Below are 22,982 nucleotides of genomic sequence, written 5' to 3'. Positions count from 1 at the left end.
TTTATTGGATAACTTCTAAATCTGAACTACTAGTTGGAAATTTTAGAGATGTCAAACATAGAATTAAGGATAAAATTAACAGATTAGATTAATTTTCCTCTTTACTTGTGAATAACCTAGTAATTTAAAACTTGAATAATTCAAAAGCCCTGAACTGGTCAATAAATGACCGAGTTTGTTTTTTAATTTGTTTATACCGAAATAAGGTTTACTTATACTTTTGTAATTAAAGGCTTTTATCTTTATTTGTTAAAAAGTTTTACAATAAGTGATTCGTTCTCTATTTACGTTTTTAACCGTTATAAATGAGTTAGGAACAGAGATATCCACAGAAATTGTGGATATCCTCAGATGTTCACTGGATGCGCTGTTGATAAGAATTAATAATTCGTTTTTTTATCCAAGATTATTCTATGACGGGATATTTGCCGAAGGCCCTGCTTTGTGAAACAATCGAGTGATTAAAATGGTGAATTCACGGAGTCCATGTGATTGATAGTGACGGCTTTCGGGCTAATGTGGGCATCATTATCTGTAATCGTTTTGGGCAGGTTATGTGGGCGAGAAGATTCGGCCAACATTCCTGGCAGTATCCTCAAGGTGGCGTCGATGAAGGCGAGACTCCTGAGGAGGCAATGTATAGAGAGCTCTATGAAGAAGTTGGATTAAGACCTGAGCATGTTCAGATTTTAACTTCAACTCGCTCTTGGTTACGTTACCGATTACCCAAACGCTTAATCAGACAAGATAGTAAGCCTGTGTGTATTGGGCAGAAACAGAAATGGTTCTTGCTCCAACTTAAAAGCAGTGAAAGTGCCATAAACCTTAATGCCAGTGGTCATCCTGAGTTTGATGATTGGCGATGGGTAAGCTATTGGTATCCTGTTCGGCAAGTGGTGTCATTTAAACGCGATGTTTATAGAAAAGTGATGAAGGAATTTGCACCTACTGCACTTCCGTTTCAAGCTTGGGAGTCCCACAGCAATAATAGTAACCTCAGAAGAGGGCGACGACGTTAAACACTGGTATTTGTTATACTCCCCTTTTACCTCAATAGAGGGGAGTCACCATCTGAATATTCCTGATTAGAGTGAAAATGGAGGTTTACTAAGTGTTAAAGACACTAAGAGATATTACACAAGCTGTTGCTGCTGCTCAGGATCTCAATTCAGCGTTAGCATTATTGGTGTCTCAGACTAAGTCTGCCATGGCGACTCAATGTTGCTCTATCTATCTATTAGAGGGACGAAAACTTATCCTTTCGGCGACAGATGGCCTACTCACCGATGCTGTGGGCTTGGTTAAGATGTCTCTTAGTGAAGGTTTGGTGGGGTTGGTTGCCGAACGAGAAGAAGCGGTAAACCTTGCTGATGCTCGTCAACATCCCAGATTTAAAGAGTTTATTGAAACAGAAGAAGACTGTTACCGGGCCTTCCTTGCCGTCCCCATCATCTATCAAAAGCGTATTTTAGGCGTGCTAGTTGTGCAGCAAATTGTTGCTCGCCAGTTTAATGAAGGCGAAGAAGCTTTCCTGATGACCTTAGCGGCTCAATTGGCGATGGCAATCAGAAACCTGAGAATGAAAGATGAGGTGAAAACCTGCTCCAATCAACTGCATTTTACTGGAACATCCGCCGCAAACGGTATCGCCATCGCTCATGCCTTAGTCTTAGGCGGCCAGATAGATCTGCAACAGGCTGAAACACGCACTAAGAACATCTCCTCTGAAGAGGCTAGATTACACACTGCTATCGAGGCCTGTAAAGACACGTTGACTTCACTGTCTCAGAGGTTTGATCAGGAGCAAGATAATGAAGTTGTCTCCATTTTTTCTGCACTTCTACTTCTGCTTGATAATGCCAGTTTGGGCGGTGAATACATTAAAGAGGTGAGAGATGGTTGGTGCGCCGTTTCGGCGGTCAGCCGTGTGTCACTGCGATACATTGAACAATTTACTCAGATGCAAGATCTCTACTTAAAGGAGCGAGCCAGCGACATTCGTGACTTAGGGCAGCGAGTATTACGTTTGTTGATTGAACCTGAAAGAATGGAGGTCGATCCAGAGATCCCAGTTATCTTGGTGACTAAAGAAGCCGACGCAACCATGCTCGCTGAGTTTCCACGGCAAAAACTCGTGGGGATTGTGACCGAACAGGGCGGTGTAAACTCCCATGCGGCCATTTTAGCAAGAGCCTTAGGTGTGCCAGCGATTATAGGTGTAGAGGGGATCCTCAACGCTGGAATCGATAAAAAACTGCTTATCATTAATGCCAATCGGGGACAGTTACTGGTGTCGCCGTCTCCGACATTAATCAATGAATATCGCCATCTCATTTCGGCTGAGAAAGCATTACAGCATAAATATGCGTTGGAGTTGAACTTACCAGCTGAGACCATTGACGGTAAGCGCATTCATCTCTATTTAAATGCTGGACTGCTCAGCAGTTTAGCGTCTGAAATCGCCGAGGGTTCTGATGGGGTGGGGCTTTATCGCACTGAGATCCCCTTTATGCTGCACCAGAGATTTCCCAGCGAATCAGAGCAGATAAAGGTTTACAAAGAGGTGCTTGATGCCGCCAGCGGTAGACCTGTTGTAATGAGAACCTTAGATGTCGGCGGTGATAAGCCACTGTCTTATTTTCCAATCAATGAGGAAAATCCATTCCTTGGCTGGCGTGGTATACGTTTGTCACTGGATCATCCGGAACTTTTCCTTGTCCAACTCAGGGCGATGGTACATGCCGGAGGTGAAGGAGAACAGCTGCATATTCTACTGCCGATGGTGAGTAGTCTAGACGAGATTGATCAGGCTAAGGCCTATTTAGAGCAAGCCTATTTTGAATTGAAAAACGATGTTAATCCTAATATCGTGCGACCTAAACTCGGTATCATGCTAGAAGTTCCGGCTTTATTGTATCAGCTGGCAGAAGTGGCCAGACGCGTCGATTTTGTGTCGGTAGGATCCAATGACCTGACTCAATACCTGCTAGCTGTGGATAGAAATAACCCAAGAGTCAGTACACTCTATGATTGTTATCATCCAGGGATCTTGCGCGCCTTAAAGCGGGCTCGCTTCGATTGCTGGCAATATAAATTACCCGTGAGTGTATGTGGAGAACTGGCAGGAGAGCCCATTGGTGTTATTTTGCTGGTTGCCATGGGGTACGATCAGCTGAGTATGAATCAGGGAAGTTTAGCTAAGATTAATTATCTACTGAGACGTGTGTCTCATTCAGATCTTAGTGAACTGCTAGAGATGGCGTTGACTTTAACCAATGGTAACGAGGTGAGAGAGCTGGTGAGGTGTTACTTTGAGACGCGAGAGTTAGGTGCGCTACTTAACTAACTGCTATAAACTATGTCTCTTTATGATGTGTAGGTGTTGCCTTGGATAGCTTAGTTTTAGTCTTTATTAGCTGCTTAGCCTTAGGTGCTATTATTGGTTTTATGGCTGGGTTACTGGGTATTGGTGGTGGCGTCATCGCTGTACCTGCATTGCTTATCTTGCTGCCCAGTCTCGGTTTTGTGCCCGAGGTTTTACCCCATGTGGCGATAGCGACTTCACTTGCGGCTATCATCTTTACTTCTCTCTCTTCAGCTCAAGCCCATCATCGTCGTGGTAATATTCCTTGGCCGATGTTCAAGCCTATGTTGCCTGGGTTAATCTTAGGCTCTATCTGTTCTGGATTTATTGCTCAAAAAATCAATGCGGATCACCTGCAACAGATATTCGCACTCTTTGTGATTTTAATGGCACTTCAGATGGTGTTCCCATTTCGTGTCTCAGCGGATAATAAACCGCTTCCGAATTCGGTCACTCTGTTTGTCTCCTCAGTTGTTATCGCCATCATTGCAGCTTTAATGGGAATTGGTGGTGGTATCTTGCTTATCCCATTTTTGAGCTGGTGCGGACTGCAGATGCGTAATGCTATTGGTTTTTCCTCAGCCTCAGGGCTATTTATCTCTTTGTTTGGCAGTGTGGGCTATGTGGTTGCAGGTTGGCAGGTATCGGGGCTACCTGAAGGCACGTTAGGTTATGTTTATCTACCGGCACTTATCGGCATCGTAATCACCTCAGTGTTAATTGCACCTTTTGGAGTGAAGGCGGCCAGTATATGGCCTACACCTATGTTGAAGAAGATTTTTGCACTCTTGTTAATCTTGACCGGTGTTAAACTCGCATTCACTTAGTAGGCTATGTAGAATTATCCACTGGGTGCACAGAAAGATTGTATTTTATTTTAATTAAGCGTTATCAGAAGGGCAGTGGCAATGAAGCAGTATTTAGATTTATGTAACAGAATTATCGATAAAGGCACTTGGGTTGAGAATGAGCGTACCGGTAAACGCTGTTTAACTGTGATTAATGCTGATCTGGTTTATAACGTAGCGGGTAATGAATTTCCGCTTATCACCACCCGAAAAAGTTTTTGGAAAAGTGCTATCGCTGAAATGTTGGGCTATATCCGCGGTTATGATAATGCCGCCGATTTCAGAAAGATCGGTGCTAAAACTTGGGATGCCAATGCCAACGATAACCAAGCTTGGCTCAATAACTCACACCGAAAAGGTGAAGATGACATGGGGCGGGTTTATGGCGTTCAAGGACGAGCCTGGAGTAAGCCGGATGGCGGCTCAATTGATCAGCTAAGGAAAATTGTCGATGACCTTAAAAATGGGATTGATGATCGAGGCGAAATATTAAGTTTCTATAATCCTGGTGAATTTCATATGGGATGTTTACGCCCTTGCATGCACACCCATAACTTTTCTTTACTCGGTGATACTCTCTACTTAAATAGTTTTCAGCGTTCATGTGACGTGCCACTAGGTTTGAATTTTAATCAGGTGCAAGTGTTTGCTTTATTAGCTATTGTTGCGCAAATTACCGGTAAAAAACCAGGCATGGCTTACCACAAAATAGTGAACGCACACATCTATGAAGATCAATTGGAATTGATGCGTGATGTTCAGCTGAAAAGAGAGCCTTTCGACTCAGCAGCGCTAAGCATTAATCCAGATATTAAATCCTTGGAAGATTTAGAAACTTGGGTGACGATGGATGATTTTGAAGTGTCGGGTTATCAGCACCATGAAGCGATCAAGTATCCGTTTTCTGTGTAAGAGTGAATTAACGGTTTTATCATTTTATTAGCTGAGATATCAGAGGTAACGAGCATTTAATATTTGGATTATTAATGTTTGTTACCTGATTTTTATGAATAAGAAAACCTAGCAATTTCCCATCTAAACCTACACTCTCCTGTTTTTACTGTGATTTTAATCTTGTTTGTAAGAAGAATATTTGATATCTATTCAGTCACTGGTTAAACTCAATACCTCGGAAATACCGATGTTTATAGCTGATGGAAACGAATATTCAAGTATATTCGTTTGAGCTAAACTCACTGTCATTAAGATTTTTTGGAGTGGTAATATGGAAAGGGCAATTAAGAGTTTTATGAGCCAGGAATCAGCAGGTGGCATTCTGTTAATGATTGCTGTTGCGCTTGCTATGATTATGGCTAACTCTCCTTTAGCTGGTGTTTATCAAGGTTTTCTCGATACAGAGATGCAGGTTCGCGTAGGCAGCCTGGATATTGATAAGACACTAATACATTGGATTAACGACGGTCTGATGGCTCTGTTTTTCATGCTGATTGGATTAGAAGTCAAGCGTGAACTTCTCGAAGGTGCATTGTCGAGTGCCGCACAAGCCTCATTGCCGACGTTTGCGGCGATAGGTGGCATGGTCTTCCCGGCTGGTATTTATCTGCTATTTAACTATGGTGATCCTATCACTCAGGCTGGATGGGCAATCCCTGCAGCGACCGATATCGCTTTTGCGTTGGGTGTGATGGCTTTATTAGGCAGTCGTGTTCCGGTCTCGTTGAAAGTTTTCCTATTAGCCTTGGCGATTATTGATGATTTAGGCGTAGTGGTTATCATCGCGATGTTCTACAGCACCGATCTCTCTATGTTAAGTTTGATTGTCGCAGGTATGGCAATATTGGGCCTTATCGGGCTTAACTTAAAAGGTGTCACGGCGCTGGGGCCATATGGTGTTTTGGGTATGATTCTATGGATTGCGGTATTAAAGTCCGGAGTTCACGCCACCTTAGCGGGTGTCATTATTGCCTTCTGTATTCCTTTAAGGGCAAAGGATGGCAGTTCGCCATCGGAAAGCTTAGAGCATAGTTTGCACCCGTGGAGTACCTTTATCATCTTGCCAATTTTCGCTTTTGCCAATGCCGGAGTCGATTTAAGTCCGATGAGCTTTGGTGATCTGTTATCACCTGTACCAGTGGGAATTGCATTAGGCCTACTGCTAGGTAAGCCATTGGGTGTGTTGATATTTAGTTATATTGGTGTCAAATTAAAGCTTGCTGTCCTTCCTGATGGAATGGGATGGAGGCATATTGCTCCAGTTGCTGTGATGTGTGGTATTGGGTTCACCATGTCGATGTTTATCTCTTCATTAGCATTTACAGGCGATGGAAAAGCTTATGGTGATTTCGCCAGACTGGGTATTTTGGTGGGGTCGTTAGCCTCTGCGCTAATTGGTTATTTCTGGTTATCAAAAGTATTACCTGAAGTCCCTACTAGTAAAGAAAAAAGCAAAGGAGAAGTGGCATGAGAACAGTATTCGTAACGTTAGCTCTATGTATTGGCATGACTTCTACAGCGAGCGCAAGTCAGTTAGATGCGTGTAACTTTGATATTAAAAGTCCATCTTGTCAGCACTACCTAGAAGGTGTTGTCGATGGTGCCTTGATGTTTAAGCCTAATGCTGTTGGAGCTCGTATAGAGACTGATAGCTATGAGTCGCGTGCGCTGAAATATCGTGGCGGTAAGCGTTTTCAAGAAGCAAACCGTACGTACTGTGAAGGACGAATTCCTGATCGCGATGTACTCGTGAATGGTTTAGCTGAGGCCTTCATCGAAGGTAATGTGAAAAGCATTGAGATGCTTAATAACGTGATGTACAACCTGATGGATTGTCAGCGTCTTAAGTAATGTCACATTTAAATTATAATCATCTGTACTATTTTTGGATGGTACATAAAAAAGGCTCGGTAGCAAAAGCTGCCGAGGCTTTATGCTTAGCGCCTCAAACGGTGACCGGACAGATTAGAGTGCTGGAGACACGGCTCAAGGGCAGTTTGTTTAAGCGAGTGGGACGCTCTCTTGAACCGACCGAACTTGGTGAACTCGTGTTTCGCTATGCCGATAAGATGTTTAGTCTGAGTTATGAGATGCTGGATGTTCTTAATTATCAAAAAGATGAAAACATTCGTTTTGAAGTTGGGATAGCTGATGCACTCTCTAAAGCACTAGCGAGTCGCGTACTCTTGTCTGTTGTACCCAGTGATGGCTCCATGCACCTAGCGTGCTTTGAGTCGACTCACGAAAGCTTAATCGAACGATTAAGAGAGCACAAACTGGATATGATCTTGTCAGATTGTGCTGGTGAATCCCTGAAGTATCCCGAAATTTTGTCTAAAAAGCTGGGTGAATGTGGAGTCGCTTTTTTCTCTGCTGAGCAATTTAGTCTTCCTTTCCCTGAGTGTTTAGAACAAGGCAAGTTACTGATACCCGGCAAACGAACCTCTCTAGGTCAACAGCTTTATCGTTGGTTCGATGAAAACGGACTCAACGTAAACATTTTAGGTGAGTTTGATGATGCAGCCATGATGAAGGCGTTTGGTTATTTCAAACAAGGCATTTTCGTCGCCCCCTCTATTTATAAACAAGACATTCTCGCTCATGGTATGTTCCTTATCGGTGAAACAACCGATATTAAAGAGGTTTATCATGTCATGTTTGCAGAACGGATGATCCAGCACCCAGCGGTAAAACGTCTGCTAGCTACCGATTTTTCTGATCTGTTTGAAGGTCGAGATCCTGAAGTGCAACGGCTATAATGATTGGTATTATTGCGTTCATATTGAAGTCACTCGTTGATAAGACTACACTATCGACAAATAAGAGAGAGGGAAGATTCCGTGTCTGAACCAATGAAAATAGCAAGAGTTAGATGGGCCTGCCGCAGAGGTATGTTGGAACTGGATGTTCTGTTTCAACCTTTTGTTGAAGATCATTATGACCAGTTATCTGATCAAGATAAAAACACCTTTGTACGTTTGTTAGAGGGAGAAGATCCAGCCTTATTTGCTTGGTTTATGGGTCATGAGAAGTGTCCAGATCCTGTGCTGGCTGAGATGGTCATTCGTGTCCGTGGAAGAGAAGCGGCATAGCTTTAGTTTAACCTCATCGTTTGACCAGCGGTTCTCGTTGGTCGTTCTTGCTTGTCTATGTTTAACCTCATTTCTTGCTTGGCCTACCTTCGATAATCTGTTTTATCAGCTAACTAAAGCCATGTTATTTACCCTTATGCTGATCTTCTTTATCTATCAGTTTAGACAGCTTAATCACTGGAAGTGCCATTTTGTGCTGAATGTGACAGGCGAGGGAGCGTTGGTCGGTGGTGGCAAGTTTACCTTATGTAAGACATCGTTCGTTTCTCCCTTTGTCAGTGCGTTCTATATCCAAGAGAGAAAAGGGCAGAGTTTAATGATGGTGTGGTCAGATATGTGTGATGACAACAATTATCGTCATTTGTGTCGTTTGCTGTTGGCTAAGAAAGCCTGAGCCTTTAAGCTGAAGACAAAGTGACTCTGAGTTCACTTTGCCTTCAAGGTGTCATGATAATGCTTATGCCAATTAACCTTTATGTGGTCTAGTCTGGCTGCAGTATCGTGGGGAGCGGATTCGGCAATTGCTTTGGATAATCGATATTGTAGTGAAGCCCTCGACTCTCTTTGCGCTCCATGGCACAACGAATAATAAGCTCGGCGACCTGCACTAAGTTTCTTAGCTCGAGTAGGTTATTGCTCACGCGAAAGTTACTGTAATACTCTTGTATCTCTTGTTGCAGCATGATGCAACGACGCAAAGCACGCTCAAGACGTTTATCAGAGCGGACAATACCAACATAATCCCACATAAACAGCCTAAGTTCATGCCAGTTATGGGCAATGACGACTTCTTCATCTGAGTTTGAAACCTGACTTTCATCCCAAGCTGGGATTTTACCTGGCATTGGTATTTTGTGCAGTTGGCTCTCAATATCTTCACCAGCAGCCCGAGCAAACACTAAACATTCAAGCAGAGAGTTACTGGCCAAACGGTTGGCGCCGTGTAAGCCTGTATATGCTACTTCACCAATGGCGTATAGGCCATTAAGATCAGTTTGACCATGCAGATCGGTCATTACGCCACCACAGGTGTAATGTGCAGCGGGAACCACAGGAATAGGATCTGTGGTGATGTCGATACCAAATTCAAGACAGCGTTTATGTATTGTCGGGAAATGTTTGATAACAAAGTCTGCTGGTTTGTGGCTAATATCCAAATAGACGCAGTCAGCACCTAAGCGTTTCATCTCATAATCGATAGCACGCGCAACAATGTCCCTTGGTGCCAATTCGGCACGCTCATCAAAGTCCGGCATAAAACGGCTGCCGTCAGCACGACGCAGGAATGCACCTTCGCCACGCAAGGCTTCGGTGAGAAGGAAATTTCTCGCATCAGCATGATAGAGACAGGTTGGGTGGAACTGATTAAATTCCATGTTGGCAATACGGCAACCTGAACGCCACGCCATGGCAATACCGTCACCTGAAGCGATGTCAGGATTAGAGGTATATTGATAGACCTTTGAACAGCCCCCTGTTGCTAAGGCAACAAAGCGAGCTTTAACCGTTTCAACATGTTCATCATCACGGTTCCAGACATAAGCACCGAGTACCCGATTACCGGACAGGTTCAATTTACGTGAGGTGATAAGGTCGATAGCGTTATATCGTTCGAGAACCCGAATGTTCGGATGAGCTTTAGCTCTTTCCTGCAGAGTCATCTGAACTTCTTTACCGGTTGCATCGGCTGCATGGAGAATACGTCTGTGACTATGGCCGCCTTCTCGGGTGAGATGGTAAGGAGCTTTGCTGGCATCGCCTTTAAAATTCTCCTCTTTGTCGAATGCGACGCCACATTCAATTAGCCACTCCATGGAACTTTTTGCATTTTTAGCGGTGAAGGTGACAACGGATTCATCACATAAACCAGCCCCTGCGACTAAAGTATCGGCAACATGAGACTCAATCGTGTCATCTTCGTCGAATACTGACGCAATTCCTCCCTGAGCATAATAGGTTGAACCTTCGCTCAGAGGCCCTTTGGATAAAAGTATTACTTGTGACTTTTCAGCAAGATACAAAGCTAGTGTTAGGCCGGCAGCGCCACTGCCAATAACCAAAACGTCAGATTGGTGTTCAACTACTTGTTTCATCAGGTATCATGGTGAGTCTATGGGTGTCATCTATGGTAAACCAAGTCAACAAATATGGATACATCCCTAGTTAACAGAAAAATAAATTCAACTTTATGCAATTTTTTTAGAACTTTTCAGAAGTAAGCTAGTCTACATATGTGAATATGATTCGAGCGACTGAGAAATCAGCATTTTAGATTTAGGAGTAGTCGGCTCGGATGAGTGGACAAATAAGTGATCAACAGTTAGTTGAGCGAGTGCAACAGGGAGATAAGAACGCTTTTAACCTCTTAGTGCAAAAGTATCAAAACAAGGTCATGAGTCTGATTTCGCGTTATGTACGCAATCAGGCAGACGTTGGAGATGTGGCTCAAGAAGCGTTTATAAAAGCTTATCGAGCACTGCCTAATTTTAGAGGGGAAAGTGCATTCTATACTTGGTTGTATCGGATTGCGGTTAATACCGCAAAAAACCATTTAGTGGCACAGGGGCGTCGCGCACCTGCTAATGATATCGATGCTGAAGATGCAGAGTATTATGATGGAAGCGATGCGTTAAAGGAGTTTGCTTCTCCAGAGCGTTTAATGATGTCAGAGGAGATCCAAAAAGTGATCTTTGACACCTTAGATACCTTGCCAGAAGAATTAAAGATGGCTATTTCGTTACGTGAGCTTGATGGCATGAGTTACGAAGAGATAGCTAATGTAATGGAATGTCCCGTTGGTACCGTAAGATCTCGTATCTTTAGGGCCAGAGAGGCAATCGATAAAAAGCTCCAGCCTTTGCTTGAGCAGTAAATCTTTTACTTATTATACGTAATATACAGGTGAAAAATGGATAAATTAGGTCAGGAATGGGTATCCGCTGCAGTCGATGGTGAAGTCGATGCGCAGACATTAGCTGAACTTTCAGCTGATAAGGATTCGCATGAACAGTGGCGTGATTATCATATGATAGGCGATGCAATGCGTGGTGAATTGCCTAAAACAATGAACTTAGATCTCAGTGCAAGTATTGCAGCTGCAATTGAACTTGAACCCGCAATTTTGGTTCCGGTTCAACCTAAACTTGAAGAGTCACAACCGACTAAAAAGTCGAACGTGATCCCGATGTTTAAGCAGTTTGGGCAATATGCGATTGCAGCGAGTGTGGCATTGGTCGCAGTGGTTGGCGTACAAAATTATGGTCAGGACAGTGCTATCGACGCATCGCCTTTACCAGTATTGAATACTCGTCCTCTTGTTGGCAGCGTGACGCCAGTCAGTCTACAGACTGGATCGGTTAAGCAAAATCAAGGCTACAGCAATGTGCAAGTGATGGAACAACGTCAACGCATCAATGCTTATATTCAAGATCATATGTTGCAGCAAAGATTGAACAATGGGGTTACTATAGGCGACAATAGTCACAGCGAACGCGATTTGGTTCCTGTGAACAACTAGTACTAAAAGGTACTATATTTCTATTTAGTTATACTCGTGAGGAGTTAGCTTGCGTCTTTTCCTGTTAGCACTGTTAGTTTTACATTTTCCTGCGATGGCGCAGGAAGATATGTCGGCAAAAGCTTGGCTAGATAATATGAGCCAAGCATTGCGTGATAAAGAATACAAAATATCCCTAATTCAACTCCAAGCCGATCATATACGCCCTTTAGTTTATATCCATGGCAAGATTGAAGATCAAGAGGTTGCTTTTCTAGAGCATCTCAATGGTCCACCTAAAAATGCCGTGAGAGTCGGAAATACCGTTACTTTTATTGAACATGACCAACCCGCTTACAGCGTGAATGCGAATCGGATCCAAGGCATTTTACCACCAGCTTTTGCTGGTAATATCTCAGCTTTAGAGTCGGGTTATACTTTCGTGTTGGGCGGTCGTAGTCGTTTAGCTGGACGTCCGAGTCAGTTAGTGCGGATTATTCCGGTGGATGATTTTAGATACGGTTATCAAGTCTGGTTAGATTTAGATACCTACCTGCCTTTGCGTTATGACATGTTGACCCAAGACAAGCAGCTACTAGAGCAACTTTTAGTGGTTGAACTGTTAGTGTTAGATGACGTACCAGCCATACTCAATGAAGCCTATAAGCAGAAGTGGCCTGGTGTGATTTCACAACCGACACGTGATGCAGGGGATAACTGGAAGTTTAAATGGTTACCTGAAGGCTTTAAGGTGCTAGTAAAAGACAGTCACAGATTAATGGGCAGTCATGAGGCGGTTGAATATATCGCGTTAAGTGATGGCATTGCCAATATCTCAGTGTATGTTGCTAGAGCGGGCGATGCCATGATGCCTGAAGAACTGGTCACTAGAAACGGCTTGTCGTTAGCGACAGAGCGTATTGGTAATGCGGAAGTGGTTGCAGTTGGTAAAGTGCCCGCTGAAACACTATCCCGTGTCGCTAAAAGCATCACCATCGAATAGTTGTTGAGAATATATCTATGATGGAAGAGATGGCAAAAGTACTCACATGTGATGGTAGCGGTTGGGTAACGGTTGAAGTTAAAGTGAAGAATGCCTGTAATCATTGCGATAACAGCGAGTCATGTGGCACTTCGGCCGTCTCTAAAGCGTTCTCACCTAAGGTGCAGTATTTTTCAATTCCATCGGATGATCACTATGCCCCTGGTGATTTGTTGAAACTTGGCTTGCCTGAAAGCGTGATTTTAAAAGCGGCAGCCTTGGTTTACCTATTGCCCTTAACGGGGCTTTTTGTTGGCGTCGCGTTAGCCTCCATTCTTAGCTCCCTGTTCAGCTTCGCGTCCAGTGACTTTGTGGTTATCCCATTTGCCCTTGTTGGTGCATTGCTATTTTGGTTTGCAGCAAGAAGAGTTGCAAAACGGATGGAAAATGATAGCCAGCCAGTAATTATTTCTCATCTCGGGCACTCAATATAGCCCTATTACCGCCTTAATTTTTCGCTTTAAAAGCGTTATTCGATTGGTATTATTAGCCTAATCGGGTACAATTCGGCACTTTCAAAAATTCTAACTTTGAGTACTCATCAGCCATATCATGAAGCACATTAGAAACTTTTCAATTATTGCCCATATCGATCACGGCAAATCAACACTTTCTGACCGATTGATTCAAGAATGCGGCGGTCTTTCTGAGCGTGAAATGGCAGCCCAGGTATTGGACTCAATGGATATTGAGCGCGAACGTGGTATTACCATTAAAGCGCAGAGTGTCACACTGGATTACACCGCATTAAATGGTGAAACGTACCAGTTGAACTTTATTGATACTCCTGGCCATGTTGATTTTTCTTATGAAGTTTCTCGCTCTTTAGCCGCTTGTGAAGGCGCGCTGTTAGTGGTTGATGCTGGACAGGGTGTGGAAGCACAAACCCTTGCTAACTGTTATACCGCGCTAGAGATGGAACTGGATGTTGTTCCTATTCTGAACAAGATTGATCTTCCTCAAGCCGATCCAGATCGTGTTGCTGAAGAGATTGAAGATATCGTTGGTATCGAAGCGACGGATGCGGTGCGTTGTTCAGCAAAAACCGGCGTCGGCATTAAAGATGTACTTGAAGTCATTGTTGCACAAATTCCACCACCAGAAGGTGATGTCGATGGGCCACTACAGGCCTTGATTATCGACTCTTGGTTCGATAGCTACCAAGGTGTTGTGTCTTTGGTTCGAATTAAAAATGGTATCTTGAGAAAAGGCGATAAGTTTAAAGTTATGTCTACTGGGCAAAACTATAACGCTGATCGCGTGGGTATCTTTACGCCTAAGCAAACTGATACGACAGAGCTGAAAACCGGTGAAGTAGGTTTCATTATTGCAGGTATTAAAGAGATCCACGGCGCACCAGTAGGTGATACCTTGACTCACGCTAAGCATGGTGCAGAAAAGCCTCTTGCAGGTTTTAAGAAGGTTAAACCTCAGGTTTATGCTGGCTTATTTCCAATCTCTACTGACGATTACGAGAACTTCCGTGATGCATTGAACAAGCTTAGTTTGAATGATGCCTCGTTGTTCTTCGAGCCTGAAACATCATCGGCACTAGGTTTTGGTTTCCGTATTGGTTTCTTGGGTCTGCTTCACATGGAGATCATTCAAGAACGTTTAGAGCGTGAATATGGTCTTGATCTGATCACCACAGCTCCTACGGTTGTTTATGAGATTGTAACGACAAGTGGCGATACAATTTACGTTGATAATCCATCTGATCTACCAGCGATTAATAATATTACTGAGATGCGCGAGCCAATCGTTGAGACCAATATTCTGGTACCAAAAGAGTATTTGGGCAACGTGATCACCTTGTGTATTGAGAAGCGTGGCGTACAAAAGAACTTGGTTTATCATGGTAACCAAGTCGCGCTAACCTACGAATTGCCTATGGCAGAAGTGGTCATGGATTTCTTCGACCGTCTTAAGTCAACCAGTCGTGGTTATGCTTCTCTTGAGTATAACTTCATTCGCTTCGAGCCTGCGGACATGGTTCGTCTTGATATCTTGATCAACGGTGACAGAGTCGATGCCTTAGCCATGATTATCCACAAAGGATTAATCCGTTCTAAAGGTCTAGCACTTGTGAATAAGATGAAAGAGCTTATTCCACGTCAGATGTTTGATATTGCAGTTCAAGCGGCAGTCGGCAGTCAGGTTATCGCTCGTTCATCGATTAAAGCGATGCGTAAAGACGTAACGGCTAAATGTTACGGTGGTGACGTATCCCGTAAGAAGAAGCTGTTGAATAAGCAGAAAGAAGGTAAAAAGCGCATGAAGCAGGTTGGTAATGTGGAAGTTCCACAAGAAGCCTTCCTCGCCGTATTGAAGCTTAACGATTAACGATACCAATCATTGATTTAATTTTAATGGTTAATAATTGTTAATAGACAGCGCCGCAGTTTGCGGCGCTTTCGTTAGTGCTATATAACAGTATAAATATAAGTGTTGTACCGATTCACTAACTCAGTTAGTGATTACTCAATTTTATGATCAAGGCAGGAGTTAATTATCTATGGCAGCCTATTTTTCCCTCATTTTGGTATTAGTGACCTTGTGCAGTGGCCTGATTTGGATGGCCGATGCATTGTTACTTGCACCTAAACGTCGTGAGAAGCTTGCGATGGCCCAAGCTGCCGATGCTGGGCTCAGTGAGGAAATAGCCGAGAAAATCACCCGTGAGCCTGCGTTGGTAGAAACCTCGCGCTCCATCTTTCCGGTGATTGCATTTGTTCTTATTTTGCGTTCATTTATCTATGAGCCATTTCAGATCCCATCGGGCTCTATGATGCCAACTTTGTTGGTGGGTGACTTTATTCTGGTTGAGAAGTTTACCTACGGCCTTAAAGATCCGGTTTGGCGCAGTCAGTTAGTTGAAAACGGTAAGCCTGAACGTGGTGATGTCACTGTGTTTAAATACCCAGTTGATCCAAGAATTGATTACATTAAGCGCGTAGTCGGTTTGCCTGGCGATAGAATTGTCTATCGTAATAAACAGCTTTTTATCCAACCGGCTTGTGCTGAAGGTGCAGAAACGTGCCCAGAGCTTAAGCAGGTTCCTCGTGTATCAGTGAATCAAGGTGAGTTTACCCATAATGGGACACCACTTTTACGCTTTACCGAGAAGTTGGGTGATGTCAGTCATGATATTTTGATTGACCCAAGTCGCCCTGATCCAGTTAATTACTACTTCCGCGAAGGTAATCTACCTGTGGGAGAGTTTATTGTGCCTGAAGGTCAATATTTCGTGATGGGTGATAATCGCGATAACAGTACCGACAGTCGTTTCTGGGGATTTGTGCCTGAAGAGAACTTAGTTGGGAAGGCAGTTGCAATATGGATAAGCTTTGAGTTTGACCGTACTAAAGCTGATTTCTTACCCACTTGGATCCCAACGGGTGTTCGTTTTGAACGTGTAGGCGGTATTACATAAGATGGAACCGATTAAGAACATACCTAGACTGTGTAGAACCTTAGGTTATGACTTTAATGAACTTGCTCTGCTTGATCATGCACTGACACATCGTAGCGCAGCGAGTAAGCACAACGAAAGATTAGAGTTCCTTGGTGACTCTATTTTGTCGATCATCATCTCAGATGCACTATTTCATCAGTTTCCTAAAGCGACTGAGGGCGATCTTAGTCGCATGAGAGCGACGTTAGTGTGCGGAAAGATGCTGGCTGAGATAGGATTTGAGTTTAAGCTAGGTGATTATTTAAAACTGGGTCCTGGTGAGCTAAAAAGTGGTGGGTTCCGTCGTGAATCTATCATCGCCGACGCAGTTGAAGCAATTATTGGTGCCGTTTATCTTGATGCCGATTTAGAAGTGACCCGTAGCTTAGTGCTAGGATGGTACAAAACGCGTCTTGAGATCATTGAACCGATTAATCAAAAAGATCCAAAAACCTTGTTGCAAGAGTTGCTACAAGGTTTCAAAAAACCGCTCCCTGTCTATAAAGTGACAGACATTAGAGGGGAAGCGCATGCGCAAACCTTTACGATTGAGTGTTATGTTGAAGAATTGCGTAAACCCGTTGTTGGGATTGCGAGTTCCCGAAGAAAAGCCGAGCAGCTTGCAGCTGCACAGGCTTTGGAGTTAATAAAACGATGAGCAAGAAAGATAGCAGTGGTAAGAGCGAGCCTAATTTAGACGACCTACTAGCACAAATGAATAATCCATCATCAGCGGCTAAGTACGATGTGACTTACTGTGGCATGGTTGCGATTGTGGGTCGCCCTAACGTAGGTAAATCGACACTGTTGAATAATCTGCTTGGTCAGAAGATCAGTATTACCTCAAAGAAGCCTCAGACTACTCGTCACCGCATCATGGGCATTCATACGGATGCTGAACGTCAGGTAGTGTTTATTGACACGCCAGGTTTGCATATGGAAGAGAAGCGTGCCATTAACCGTTTGATGAACCGTGCTGCGGCCAGTTCATTAGCGGAAGTGAGTTTGGTTATCTTTGTTGTCGACGGCATGACTTGGACGCCTGATGATGACATGGTGCTGCGAAAGCTTCAGAGCCGTGATGATGGTCGTAAGACTGTGCTTGCTGTGAACAAGGTCGATAACATCAAAGATAAAGAGCTGTTGTTCCCATATCTTGAAGAGTTATCGAAGAAGTTTCCTTTTGATGAAATCTTACCGATTTCAGCGACCAAAGGCACTAACGTGCAACGTATCTTAGAGATGTCAGTGGCATCTGTGCCAGAATCTGCCCACTTCTTCCCTGAAGATTATGTGACTGACCGTTCGCAGAAGTTTATGGCTTCTGAAATCGTGCGTGAGAAACTGATGCGTTTTCTTGGTGACGAGCTTCCATATGATTGCACTGTTGAAATTGAGCAGTTTAAGATGATGGAAAACGGTGTTTATCAGATAAACGCATTAGTGTTGGTTGAGCGTGAAACGCAAAAGCGTATGGTCATCGGCAACAAAGGCGAACGTATCAAGACGATCAGTTCTGCTGCTCGTAAAGATATGGAAGTCATGTTTGATAATAAAGTCTTCCTTGAGATGTGGGTTAAGGTTAAGTCTGGCTGGGCCGATGATGAGCGCGCATTGCGTAGCTTAGGTTATGGCGACGAGTAATAAAGGAAGCGTGTTCACTTCGTGAAGCTGCTTCCTTTATTGTGACAGCTTCGCTGAGTTTTAGTCTATAAGATTATAAATAGTATAAGTCGAGCTCTGAATGATGATCACTGTTAAATGAGATGGTTATATGATGAGCCTGATTTGGAACTAATTTAATGCTGCGTGGATATGTACTTCATACTCGTCCTTTTACGGACTCAAGCGTACTGGTCAATATGTTGATCGACGGCTTAGGTCGTGTGGATTGTGTTGCTCGCTTAGGCAGTGGCAAAACCTCGATTAAGAGTATCCTTCAGCCTTTTCAGCCACTGATTTTTGAACTATCAGGTCGCACAAGTTTAAAGAATCTTATTCAGATAGAAGCGGGCAGCCCCGCTGTCCCGATTAGCGGTGAAGTGAGCTTTGCAGGTTTTTATCTCAATGAACTACTGGTGCGCTGCATTAGTGTTGATCATGGCGCTGAGCAGTTGTTTTTTGTTTATCATAAAACCTTGATGGCCATGGCGGGGGGCTTTTGTCAAAGCCAGTTGCGCTATTTTGAGTTGAGCCTACTTAAAGAGATAGGCTTGATGCCAACCCTCAGTGTGGATATTTCTCAGGATGCCATAGAGCCAGATTATTACTACAGACTGTTGCCGGATCAGGGGTTTGTCAGTGCGCTTGGGCCTAAAACATCCCATTATAGCGGTGAGATGTTGCTGTCACTGGAGAGCCACACTCTGCACGCTGCTCACTTCAAGCAAGCCAAGCATTTAATGCGTCTGTTATTAGCGCCCTGTTTAGGGGATAAGCCCCTTAAGTCACGAGCCTTATTCAAACATAAAGCGAAATCTCAACACGCCAAATAACCAATGGAATCAAATCTAATAAGTTAGTGCTTATAGAGGCTGGCATTTCACCTCTAAATTTGTACAATAGCTGCAAATAACTCTATATCTAAGGAAATTCCATGAGCCGTATTCTACTAGGCGTAAATATTGATCACATAGCGACATTACGTCAGGCCCGTGGGACTTCGTATCCGGATCCTGTTCATGCGGCAGCGGTTGCGGAGCATGCGGGCGCTGAAGGTATTACCGTGCACCTGCGCGAAGATAGACGCCACATTATCGACAGAGATATCTATATCTTGGCTAAGACGATAAAGACGCGCATGAACTTTGAGATGGCTGTGACCGATGAGATGCTCGATATCGCCTGTGAAGTTAAACCGACTTATGTCTGCCTCGTGCCAGAGAAGCGTGAAGAGTTGACCACTGAAGGTGGCTTAGATGTAGCAGGTCAGATGGGTAAGATTGAAGCGGCTGTTCAACGTCTCACTGACGTTGGGGTTAAGGTTTCACTGTTTATCGATGCTGACAAAACCCAGATTGACGCTGCTGTTGCCGTTGGTGCACCCGTGATTGAAATTCATACTGGTTGCTATGCTGATGCAGACAATGATGTTGATCAGGCTAATGAATTAGCGCGCATTACCGAGATGGCAACCTACGCACATTCTAAAGGTCTAGTGGTTAATGCAGGCCATGGACTTCACTATCACAACGTTAAGCCTATCGCTGCTATTCCAGAGCTTTATGAGCTTAATATTGGCCATGCCATCATCGCCCGTGCTGCCATTGATGGTTTAGCGACTGCGGTTAAAGACATGAAGCAGTTAATGGACGAAGGTCGCAGAGGCGAATAGATGTTTAAGTTCCTAGGACCTAGGTTCTAGGAACTCTTCACTTCTCTGTTTTAAGGACATATATGATTGTTGGTTTAGGGACGGATATTGTCGAGATTGAGCGTATCGAACACAAGGTTCCTGCAGCAGGGGAGCTGGATAATCTGGCTAAGTGCCGTTTAGCTAAGCGGGTACTCACTGAACTTGAAATGGCCATTTTTATCGCCTCGTCTCAACCCGGACGCTACCTTGCTAAACGATTTGCAGCTAAGGAAGCTGCCGCCAAAGCCCTAGGTACAGGTATTGGCCGTGGTGTCTCGTTTCAACATATCGAGATCAGCAACGATGATAATGGCGCCCCGTTAATCCGTTTTAGCGACGGAGCCGCACAAAGACTCGCTTTTCTTGGTGGCGTTCGAGGTCATATCTCCATCGCCGATGAGAAACACTACGCCACCGCCACCGTTATTCTTGAATCATAAATAGCGGGTTCGCCTTCTCTACGGAAGCTCTTTTTAGTTTCAATGAATGGAGATTGGGCTGGCGTTATCGACCTGATTTTCTGCCTAATACTCAAGGTCAGTGAGTTTCCTTATCTCTCTGTTTTTATTATTTACATCTCCTTCTTTGCCCGATTTTTCCCTAAATCCCCCTGTATTACCACAGCCATAAATTGCTCTGAACATTCCACCTGCATAGTCTAACAATACCAATCAGTATAAAGATTTGATCGCTCAGCGAGAGTTTAGCGGTACTGAGGCAAGGCAACGAGTGAAGAGCATAGTTATTCTACGGTTTAGCTCGTTAACACAGCATCAGAACCGCTAAAACTCGCCTGTAAGGAGTGTTTTTGGCTGCCTACTTCTGCGTTGAATGAACTCATAAGGGAACAACCATTATGTCATCCATTCGCCTTGAATTAGTTTGCCAAAAAACACTCTGAGTAGATCAACTTCTTATACTGATTGGTTAAGACCACTAACAAGTGCTGGATGGTAAAAAGGCCGCCATACAAAACAGCAATGACAGGGAAACTGGCCAATCAATTTATGATTATGAATGTTTATAGAAGGATTTATTGCAATGAAGATTAAATTGTTTACTCGACAAGTTAGGGAACATCGTCAACGAAAAGTGTCTAGATTAACAATGACTGGCAGCAAGCTTGCCCTGTCGTTGACTCTGCTGTTTGGTTCATCATATGCCTTTGCCACTGATTGCCCTTCGGCTGCGGTGAGTAGCCCTAAAAATAGTAATTTGTATCTATACTACCCCGCAGTAGTCGATCCCTTATTTCCTAATTTTCAACCGGGTTTTGGTGTGACACCAGCCCAGCCTTTTAATGTTAGCGATCTTGATGGCAGCATTGGAACCACAGCTCAACTTCGAGATGAAATTACTCAAGTCGTCGTGAACGACTATTGTGAATTCAGTGTTGATGTGCTTCCTGTGACCTCAATGCCAACCCTTACGGAGCCTAGATGGCAAGTTTTAGGAATAGGCTCTGACATTTCCAGTTACAGTGCGGGCTTATTTGGTATCGCCTCTGCGGTAGATATCAATGATAGTGATGCTCAGGATCACGGCAGGGTGTTTGCCCAAGCGTTTGCAGCATCTTGTAGTCCAGCGTTGTCTGGAGCAAGCTCAACATTAGCGCGCTGGGGTTATGCTATTGGCGGTACTGCCAGTCATGAAGCTGGCCATAACTATGGTATCGGTCATGGTAACTCTGCAGCGCTTCCTGGTGAAACTCCCACGAATTCACATTTACTGGCTACTGGGTCTACTGGGCTTACTTGTAATGGACGAGTGCTAGATCGTCATTTCAGCGACACTAGCTACAGTATACTTGGCCATAATGTCGGCCTGAATTCTGAAACCCTTCACAACTGGGACTTTGTAAACCCCAATGGAGCGCCTGCTCACGGGATGAAGATCAAGATACTCAGTAGTGCGACGTCATTAAACATGAACTGGGTTTATCTCTGGACAATGGCACCTTGGGATTCGCCAAATGTGTCAGGTATTCTCGGTACTCAAGTGTATCAAGGGACAAGCTACAATGTATTTGAGCTCACATACTCAACGCCAAAATCGTGGAGTGGTGGTGCTAATGGCGTAGTGCCTCCTGGAAGCGTATTCCATTTGGGTGCGACGTTTAATGAAAATGTCATTGTTGTCGATACCCAGTTGTTTGACAGTAGTAATAACTTGATGGTGCTAGCACCCAGAATCCCCAGTTACGATGTGGGCGACATAAACATCGTCAATGGTAACTTTGAGATCGCACTGTCTAATGTCGAACCCGATCGTCCTTTCATCATCCGTGATCTTGAGGTGCAATTATTGCCGCGTACCGCTGCCGTTGAGTCTATGATGCGCAACGAAGCCCCGTTCTTCCTCTCTAATGGTGAACGGGTACGCATCAATCCAGTGACTAACGTGCCTATTTTATGGGAAAGTGAAGGTGGCAAAGAGATCATTCTTACCGAAGAGCCTTTAGTGGTACCAATTGCCAATCTGGCAAAAGGCAGAAATATCGATTTCATCTATGAAAACGAGCCAGATTGTATAGAAGCGGATCCTCAACGACCCGATGTAGTTAAGGATGCTGCAATTGGCACGCCTGAAGTGAATTACTGTAAAGAAGGAACAGCGCTGAGTTTGTTCCCAGCAACCCGTGTGTATATCACTGCCACTGTTATCGAGCCTGATGTGAAACATTGGGATCCGAGTCGTCGTCAATACGTCATGGGCCCGCAGGAAACACGCATCTATTTTCAAACTGAGGGTCTAATTCCTGATTTGAATAAAAACGGTACCGATGACTTGCTGGATATCCGTTATGGTGAGTCTAAAGACCGTAATGATAATGGTATTCCAGATGAGGTAGAAAGACGCCGCCGATAGAGGACTTTGGCATTTAGAGAATAACCAGCTTGGTTCAATCAAGCTGGTTTGCCTTCGAATGAAGGCTAGTTACATTTTCTTATTTTGCTTTTTAGGCTGAATTGGCATTGGGAAGTATGTTTATAAATTTCCGCTTAATTGTTATTTATTGCCTGCCGCAGGCTTAAGTGCAGATACTTCTGCGAGACGCTGTGAAGCCGTCCGTGGCCGCTTTACAGTTTCCAATAACATCCCTGTGAAACTGCCAGTTCGGTATCCTTACCTCTCGCTCAAAGAGTTTCACAGGGTGAAACTTCGCCCTGAAACCGAAACTCGCAGCCGCATCTACACCCGTTTATTTATCTCTTCGATTTTGACTTTCTGAGTAAGCCACTAACACGGAAATGCCCGTGCGACGTGAAGTCGTATGAAGCGCTGTTCACCGCTTTGAGTGAACCATCTGTATCACCAGATGACCCTATGGCTCTGAATAAAGTAGCGAGCCAGACAATGTAACGAAATTTGGTTTT

General features: G+C 44.0%; 22 protein-coding genes. 21 read left to right on the top strand and 1 reads right to left on the bottom strand.

What is annotated here, in order from left to right:
* Positions 1-488: 488 nt before the first annotated feature.
* The 9 genes from rppH (at position 489) to FN961_RS22765 (ending at position 8,652) form a co-directional block, all read left to right on the top strand.
* Positions 489-1,019, top strand: coding sequence for an RNA pyrophosphohydrolase (gene rppH, locus FN961_RS22805; RefSeq protein WP_144042456.1), 531 nt, complete (start codon positions 489-491; stop codon positions 1,017-1,019).
* A gap of 92 nt (positions 1,020-1,111) precedes the next feature.
* Positions 1,112-3,346, top strand: a complete 2,235-nt coding sequence (gene ptsP, locus FN961_RS22800) for a phosphoenolpyruvate--protein phosphotransferase (protein ID WP_144042455.1) — start codon at positions 1,112-1,114, stop codon at positions 3,344-3,346.
* A 41-nt stretch (positions 3,347-3,387) separates the two neighbouring features.
* Positions 3,388-4,191: a sulfite exporter TauE/SafE family protein gene (locus FN961_RS22795; protein ID WP_144042454.1), complete on the top strand. Its 804-nt coding sequence runs from the start codon at positions 3,388-3,390 to the stop codon at positions 4,189-4,191.
* Between the two features lie 81 nt (positions 4,192-4,272).
* Entirely contained in the window at positions 4,273-5,124 is an 852-nt protein-coding gene (locus FN961_RS22790) for a thymidylate synthase (protein WP_144042453.1), read from the top strand.
* Between the two features lie 313 nt (positions 5,125-5,437).
* Entirely contained in the window at positions 5,438-6,637 is a 1,200-nt protein-coding gene (gene nhaA, locus FN961_RS22785) for a Na+/H+ antiporter NhaA (protein WP_144042452.1), read from the top strand.
* A complete protein-coding gene (locus FN961_RS22780) occupies positions 6,634-7,017 on the top strand; it encodes a hypothetical protein (RefSeq protein WP_144042451.1) in 384 nt (127 codons plus the stop codon). The genes nhaA and FN961_RS22780 overlap by 4 nt, the downstream gene beginning before the upstream one ends.
* On the top strand, positions 7,017-7,925 hold the full coding sequence (nhaR, locus tag FN961_RS22775) for a transcriptional activator NhaR (protein WP_144042450.1): 909 nt from the start codon (positions 7,017-7,019) through the stop codon (positions 7,923-7,925). Before FN961_RS22780 ends, nhaR begins: the two co-directional genes overlap by 1 nt.
* A gap of 93 nt (positions 7,926-8,018) precedes the next feature.
* Positions 8,019-8,258 (top strand): FAD assembly factor SdhE, encoded by a 240-nt coding sequence (locus FN961_RS22770; RefSeq protein ID WP_144042473.1) that lies wholly within the window; start codon positions 8,019-8,021, stop codon positions 8,256-8,258.
* Entirely contained in the window at positions 8,233-8,652 is a 420-nt protein-coding gene (locus FN961_RS22765; protein ID WP_229814787.1) for a protein YgfX, read from the top strand. Before FN961_RS22770 ends, FN961_RS22765 begins: the two co-directional genes overlap by 26 nt.
* Before the next feature lie 88 nt (positions 8,653-8,740).
* On the opposite strand, the gene nadB is transcribed toward FN961_RS22765, so the two are convergent.
* The gene (gene nadB, locus FN961_RS22760; RefSeq protein ID WP_144042449.1) at positions 8,741-10,351 is read right to left on the bottom strand and encodes an L-aspartate oxidase; all 1,611 of its coding nucleotides are present in this window, start codon (positions 10,349-10,351) and stop codon (positions 8,741-8,743) included.
* Between the two features lie 200 nt (positions 10,352-10,551).
* Between nadB and rpoE the strand changes: the two genes are divergently transcribed.
* From rpoE to FN961_RS22695, 12 genes are all read left to right on the top strand, one after another.
* Positions 10,552-11,130 carry an RNA polymerase sigma factor RpoE gene (gene rpoE / locus FN961_RS22755; RefSeq protein ID WP_144042448.1) on the top strand — a complete coding sequence of 193 codons (579 nt, stop codon included), beginning with the start codon at positions 10,552-10,554 and terminating at the stop codon, positions 11,128-11,130.
* A gap of 36 nt (positions 11,131-11,166) precedes the next feature.
* Positions 11,167-11,775 carry a sigma-E factor negative regulatory protein gene (locus FN961_RS22750; protein WP_144042447.1) on the top strand — a complete coding sequence of 203 codons (609 nt, stop codon included), beginning with the start codon at positions 11,167-11,169 and terminating at the stop codon, positions 11,773-11,775.
* Between the two features lie 49 nt (positions 11,776-11,824).
* Positions 11,825-12,757, top strand: a complete 933-nt coding sequence (locus tag FN961_RS22745; RefSeq protein ID WP_144042446.1) for a MucB/RseB C-terminal domain-containing protein — start codon at positions 11,825-11,827, stop codon at positions 12,755-12,757.
* Positions 12,758-12,774: 17 nt separating this feature from the next.
* Complete coding sequence (locus FN961_RS22740) at positions 12,775-13,230, top strand: SoxR reducing system RseC family protein (RefSeq protein WP_144042445.1); 456 nt, start codon at positions 12,775-12,777, stop codon at positions 13,228-13,230.
* Positions 13,231-13,348: 118 nt separating this feature from the next.
* Positions 13,349-15,139: a translation elongation factor 4 gene (gene lepA / locus FN961_RS22735; RefSeq protein WP_144042444.1), complete on the top strand. Its 1,791-nt coding sequence runs from the start codon at positions 13,349-13,351 to the stop codon at positions 15,137-15,139.
* 172 nt (positions 15,140-15,311) lie between these two features.
* Positions 15,312-16,229, top strand: a complete 918-nt coding sequence (lepB, locus tag FN961_RS22730; protein WP_144042443.1) for a signal peptidase I — start codon at positions 15,312-15,314, stop codon at positions 16,227-16,229.
* A gap of 1 nt (position 16,230) precedes the next feature.
* The gene (rnc, locus tag FN961_RS22725; RefSeq protein WP_144042442.1) at positions 16,231-16,908 is read left to right on the top strand and encodes a ribonuclease III; all 678 of its coding nucleotides are present in this window, start codon (positions 16,231-16,233) and stop codon (positions 16,906-16,908) included.
* Positions 16,905-17,894 carry a GTPase Era gene (gene era / locus FN961_RS22720; protein WP_144042441.1) on the top strand — a complete coding sequence of 330 codons (990 nt, stop codon included), beginning with the start codon at positions 16,905-16,907 and terminating at the stop codon, positions 17,892-17,894. The genes rnc and era overlap by 4 nt, the downstream gene beginning before the upstream one ends.
* A 158-nt stretch (positions 17,895-18,052) precedes the next feature.
* Entirely contained in the window at positions 18,053-18,745 is a 693-nt protein-coding gene (gene recO / locus FN961_RS22715; RefSeq protein WP_144042440.1) for a DNA repair protein RecO, read from the top strand.
* A 101-nt stretch (positions 18,746-18,846) separates the two neighbouring features.
* A complete protein-coding gene (gene pdxJ / locus FN961_RS22710; RefSeq protein ID WP_144042439.1) occupies positions 18,847-19,584 on the top strand; it encodes a pyridoxine 5'-phosphate synthase in 738 nt (245 codons plus the stop codon).
* A gap of 62 nt (positions 19,585-19,646) precedes the next feature.
* Entirely contained in the window at positions 19,647-20,045 is a 399-nt protein-coding gene (gene acpS, locus FN961_RS22705) for a holo-ACP synthase (RefSeq protein ID WP_144042438.1), read from the top strand.
* A gap of 601 nt (positions 20,046-20,646) precedes the next feature.
* Entirely contained in the window at positions 20,647-22,473 is a 1,827-nt protein-coding gene (locus FN961_RS22695) for a hypothetical protein (RefSeq protein ID WP_144042437.1), read from the top strand.
* Positions 22,474-22,982 lie beyond the last annotated feature (509 nt).

This window comes from Shewanella hanedai (assembly GCF_007197645.1).
GTDB lineage: Bacteria > Pseudomonadota > Gammaproteobacteria > Enterobacterales > Shewanellaceae > Shewanella > Shewanella hanedai.
Note: the sequence above shows the minus strand (reverse complement) of the source record. Positions and strands in the feature narration are given on the sequence as shown.

What these genes read in the sequence shown, in the direction of transcription:
- era (WP_144042441.1), top strand. Translation starts at nt 16,905, where the DNA reads ATGAGCAAGAAAGATAGCAGTGGTAAGAGCGAGCCTAATTTAGACGAC.
- FN961_RS22695 (WP_144042437.1), top strand. Translation starts at nt 20,647, where the DNA reads ATGAAGATTAAATTGTTTACTCGACAAGTTAGGGAACATCGTCAACGA.
- nhaR (WP_144042450.1), top strand. Translation starts at nt 7,017, where the DNA reads ATGTCACATTTAAATTATAATCATCTGTACTATTTTTGGATGGTACAT.
- FN961_RS22780 (WP_144042451.1), top strand. Translation starts at nt 6,634, where the DNA reads ATGAGAACAGTATTCGTAACGTTAGCTCTATGTATTGGCATGACTTCT.
- lepB (WP_144042443.1), top strand. Translation starts at nt 15,312, where the DNA reads ATGGCAGCCTATTTTTCCCTCATTTTGGTATTAGTGACCTTGTGCAGT.
- FN961_RS22740 (WP_144042445.1), top strand. Translation starts at nt 12,775, where the DNA reads ATGATGGAAGAGATGGCAAAAGTACTCACATGTGATGGTAGCGGTTGG.
- pdxJ (WP_144042439.1), top strand. Translation starts at nt 18,847, where the DNA reads ATGAGCCGTATTCTACTAGGCGTAAATATTGATCACATAGCGACATTA.
- nhaA (WP_144042452.1), top strand. Translation starts at nt 5,438, where the DNA reads ATGGAAAGGGCAATTAAGAGTTTTATGAGCCAGGAATCAGCAGGTGGC.
- FN961_RS22790 (WP_144042453.1), top strand. Translation starts at nt 4,273, where the DNA reads ATGAAGCAGTATTTAGATTTATGTAACAGAATTATCGATAAAGGCACT.
- nadB (WP_144042449.1), bottom strand. Translation starts at nt 10,351, where the DNA reads ATGAAACAAGTAGTTGAACACCAATCTGACGTTTTGGTTATTGGCAGT.
- acpS (WP_144042438.1), top strand. Translation starts at nt 19,647, where the DNA reads ATGATTGTTGGTTTAGGGACGGATATTGTCGAGATTGAGCGTATCGAA.
- FN961_RS22750 (WP_144042447.1), top strand. Translation starts at nt 11,167, where the DNA reads ATGGATAAATTAGGTCAGGAATGGGTATCCGCTGCAGTCGATGGTGAA.
- rpoE (WP_144042448.1), top strand. Translation starts at nt 10,552, where the DNA reads ATGAGTGGACAAATAAGTGATCAACAGTTAGTTGAGCGAGTGCAACAG.
- lepA (WP_144042444.1), top strand. Translation starts at nt 13,349, where the DNA reads ATGAAGCACATTAGAAACTTTTCAATTATTGCCCATATCGATCACGGC.
- rnc (WP_144042442.1), top strand. Translation starts at nt 16,231, where the DNA reads ATGGAACCGATTAAGAACATACCTAGACTGTGTAGAACCTTAGGTTAT.
- recO (WP_144042440.1), top strand. Translation starts at nt 18,053, where the DNA reads ATGCTGCGTGGATATGTACTTCATACTCGTCCTTTTACGGACTCAAGC.
- FN961_RS22770 (WP_144042473.1), top strand. Translation starts at nt 8,019, where the DNA reads ATGAAAATAGCAAGAGTTAGATGGGCCTGCCGCAGAGGTATGTTGGAA.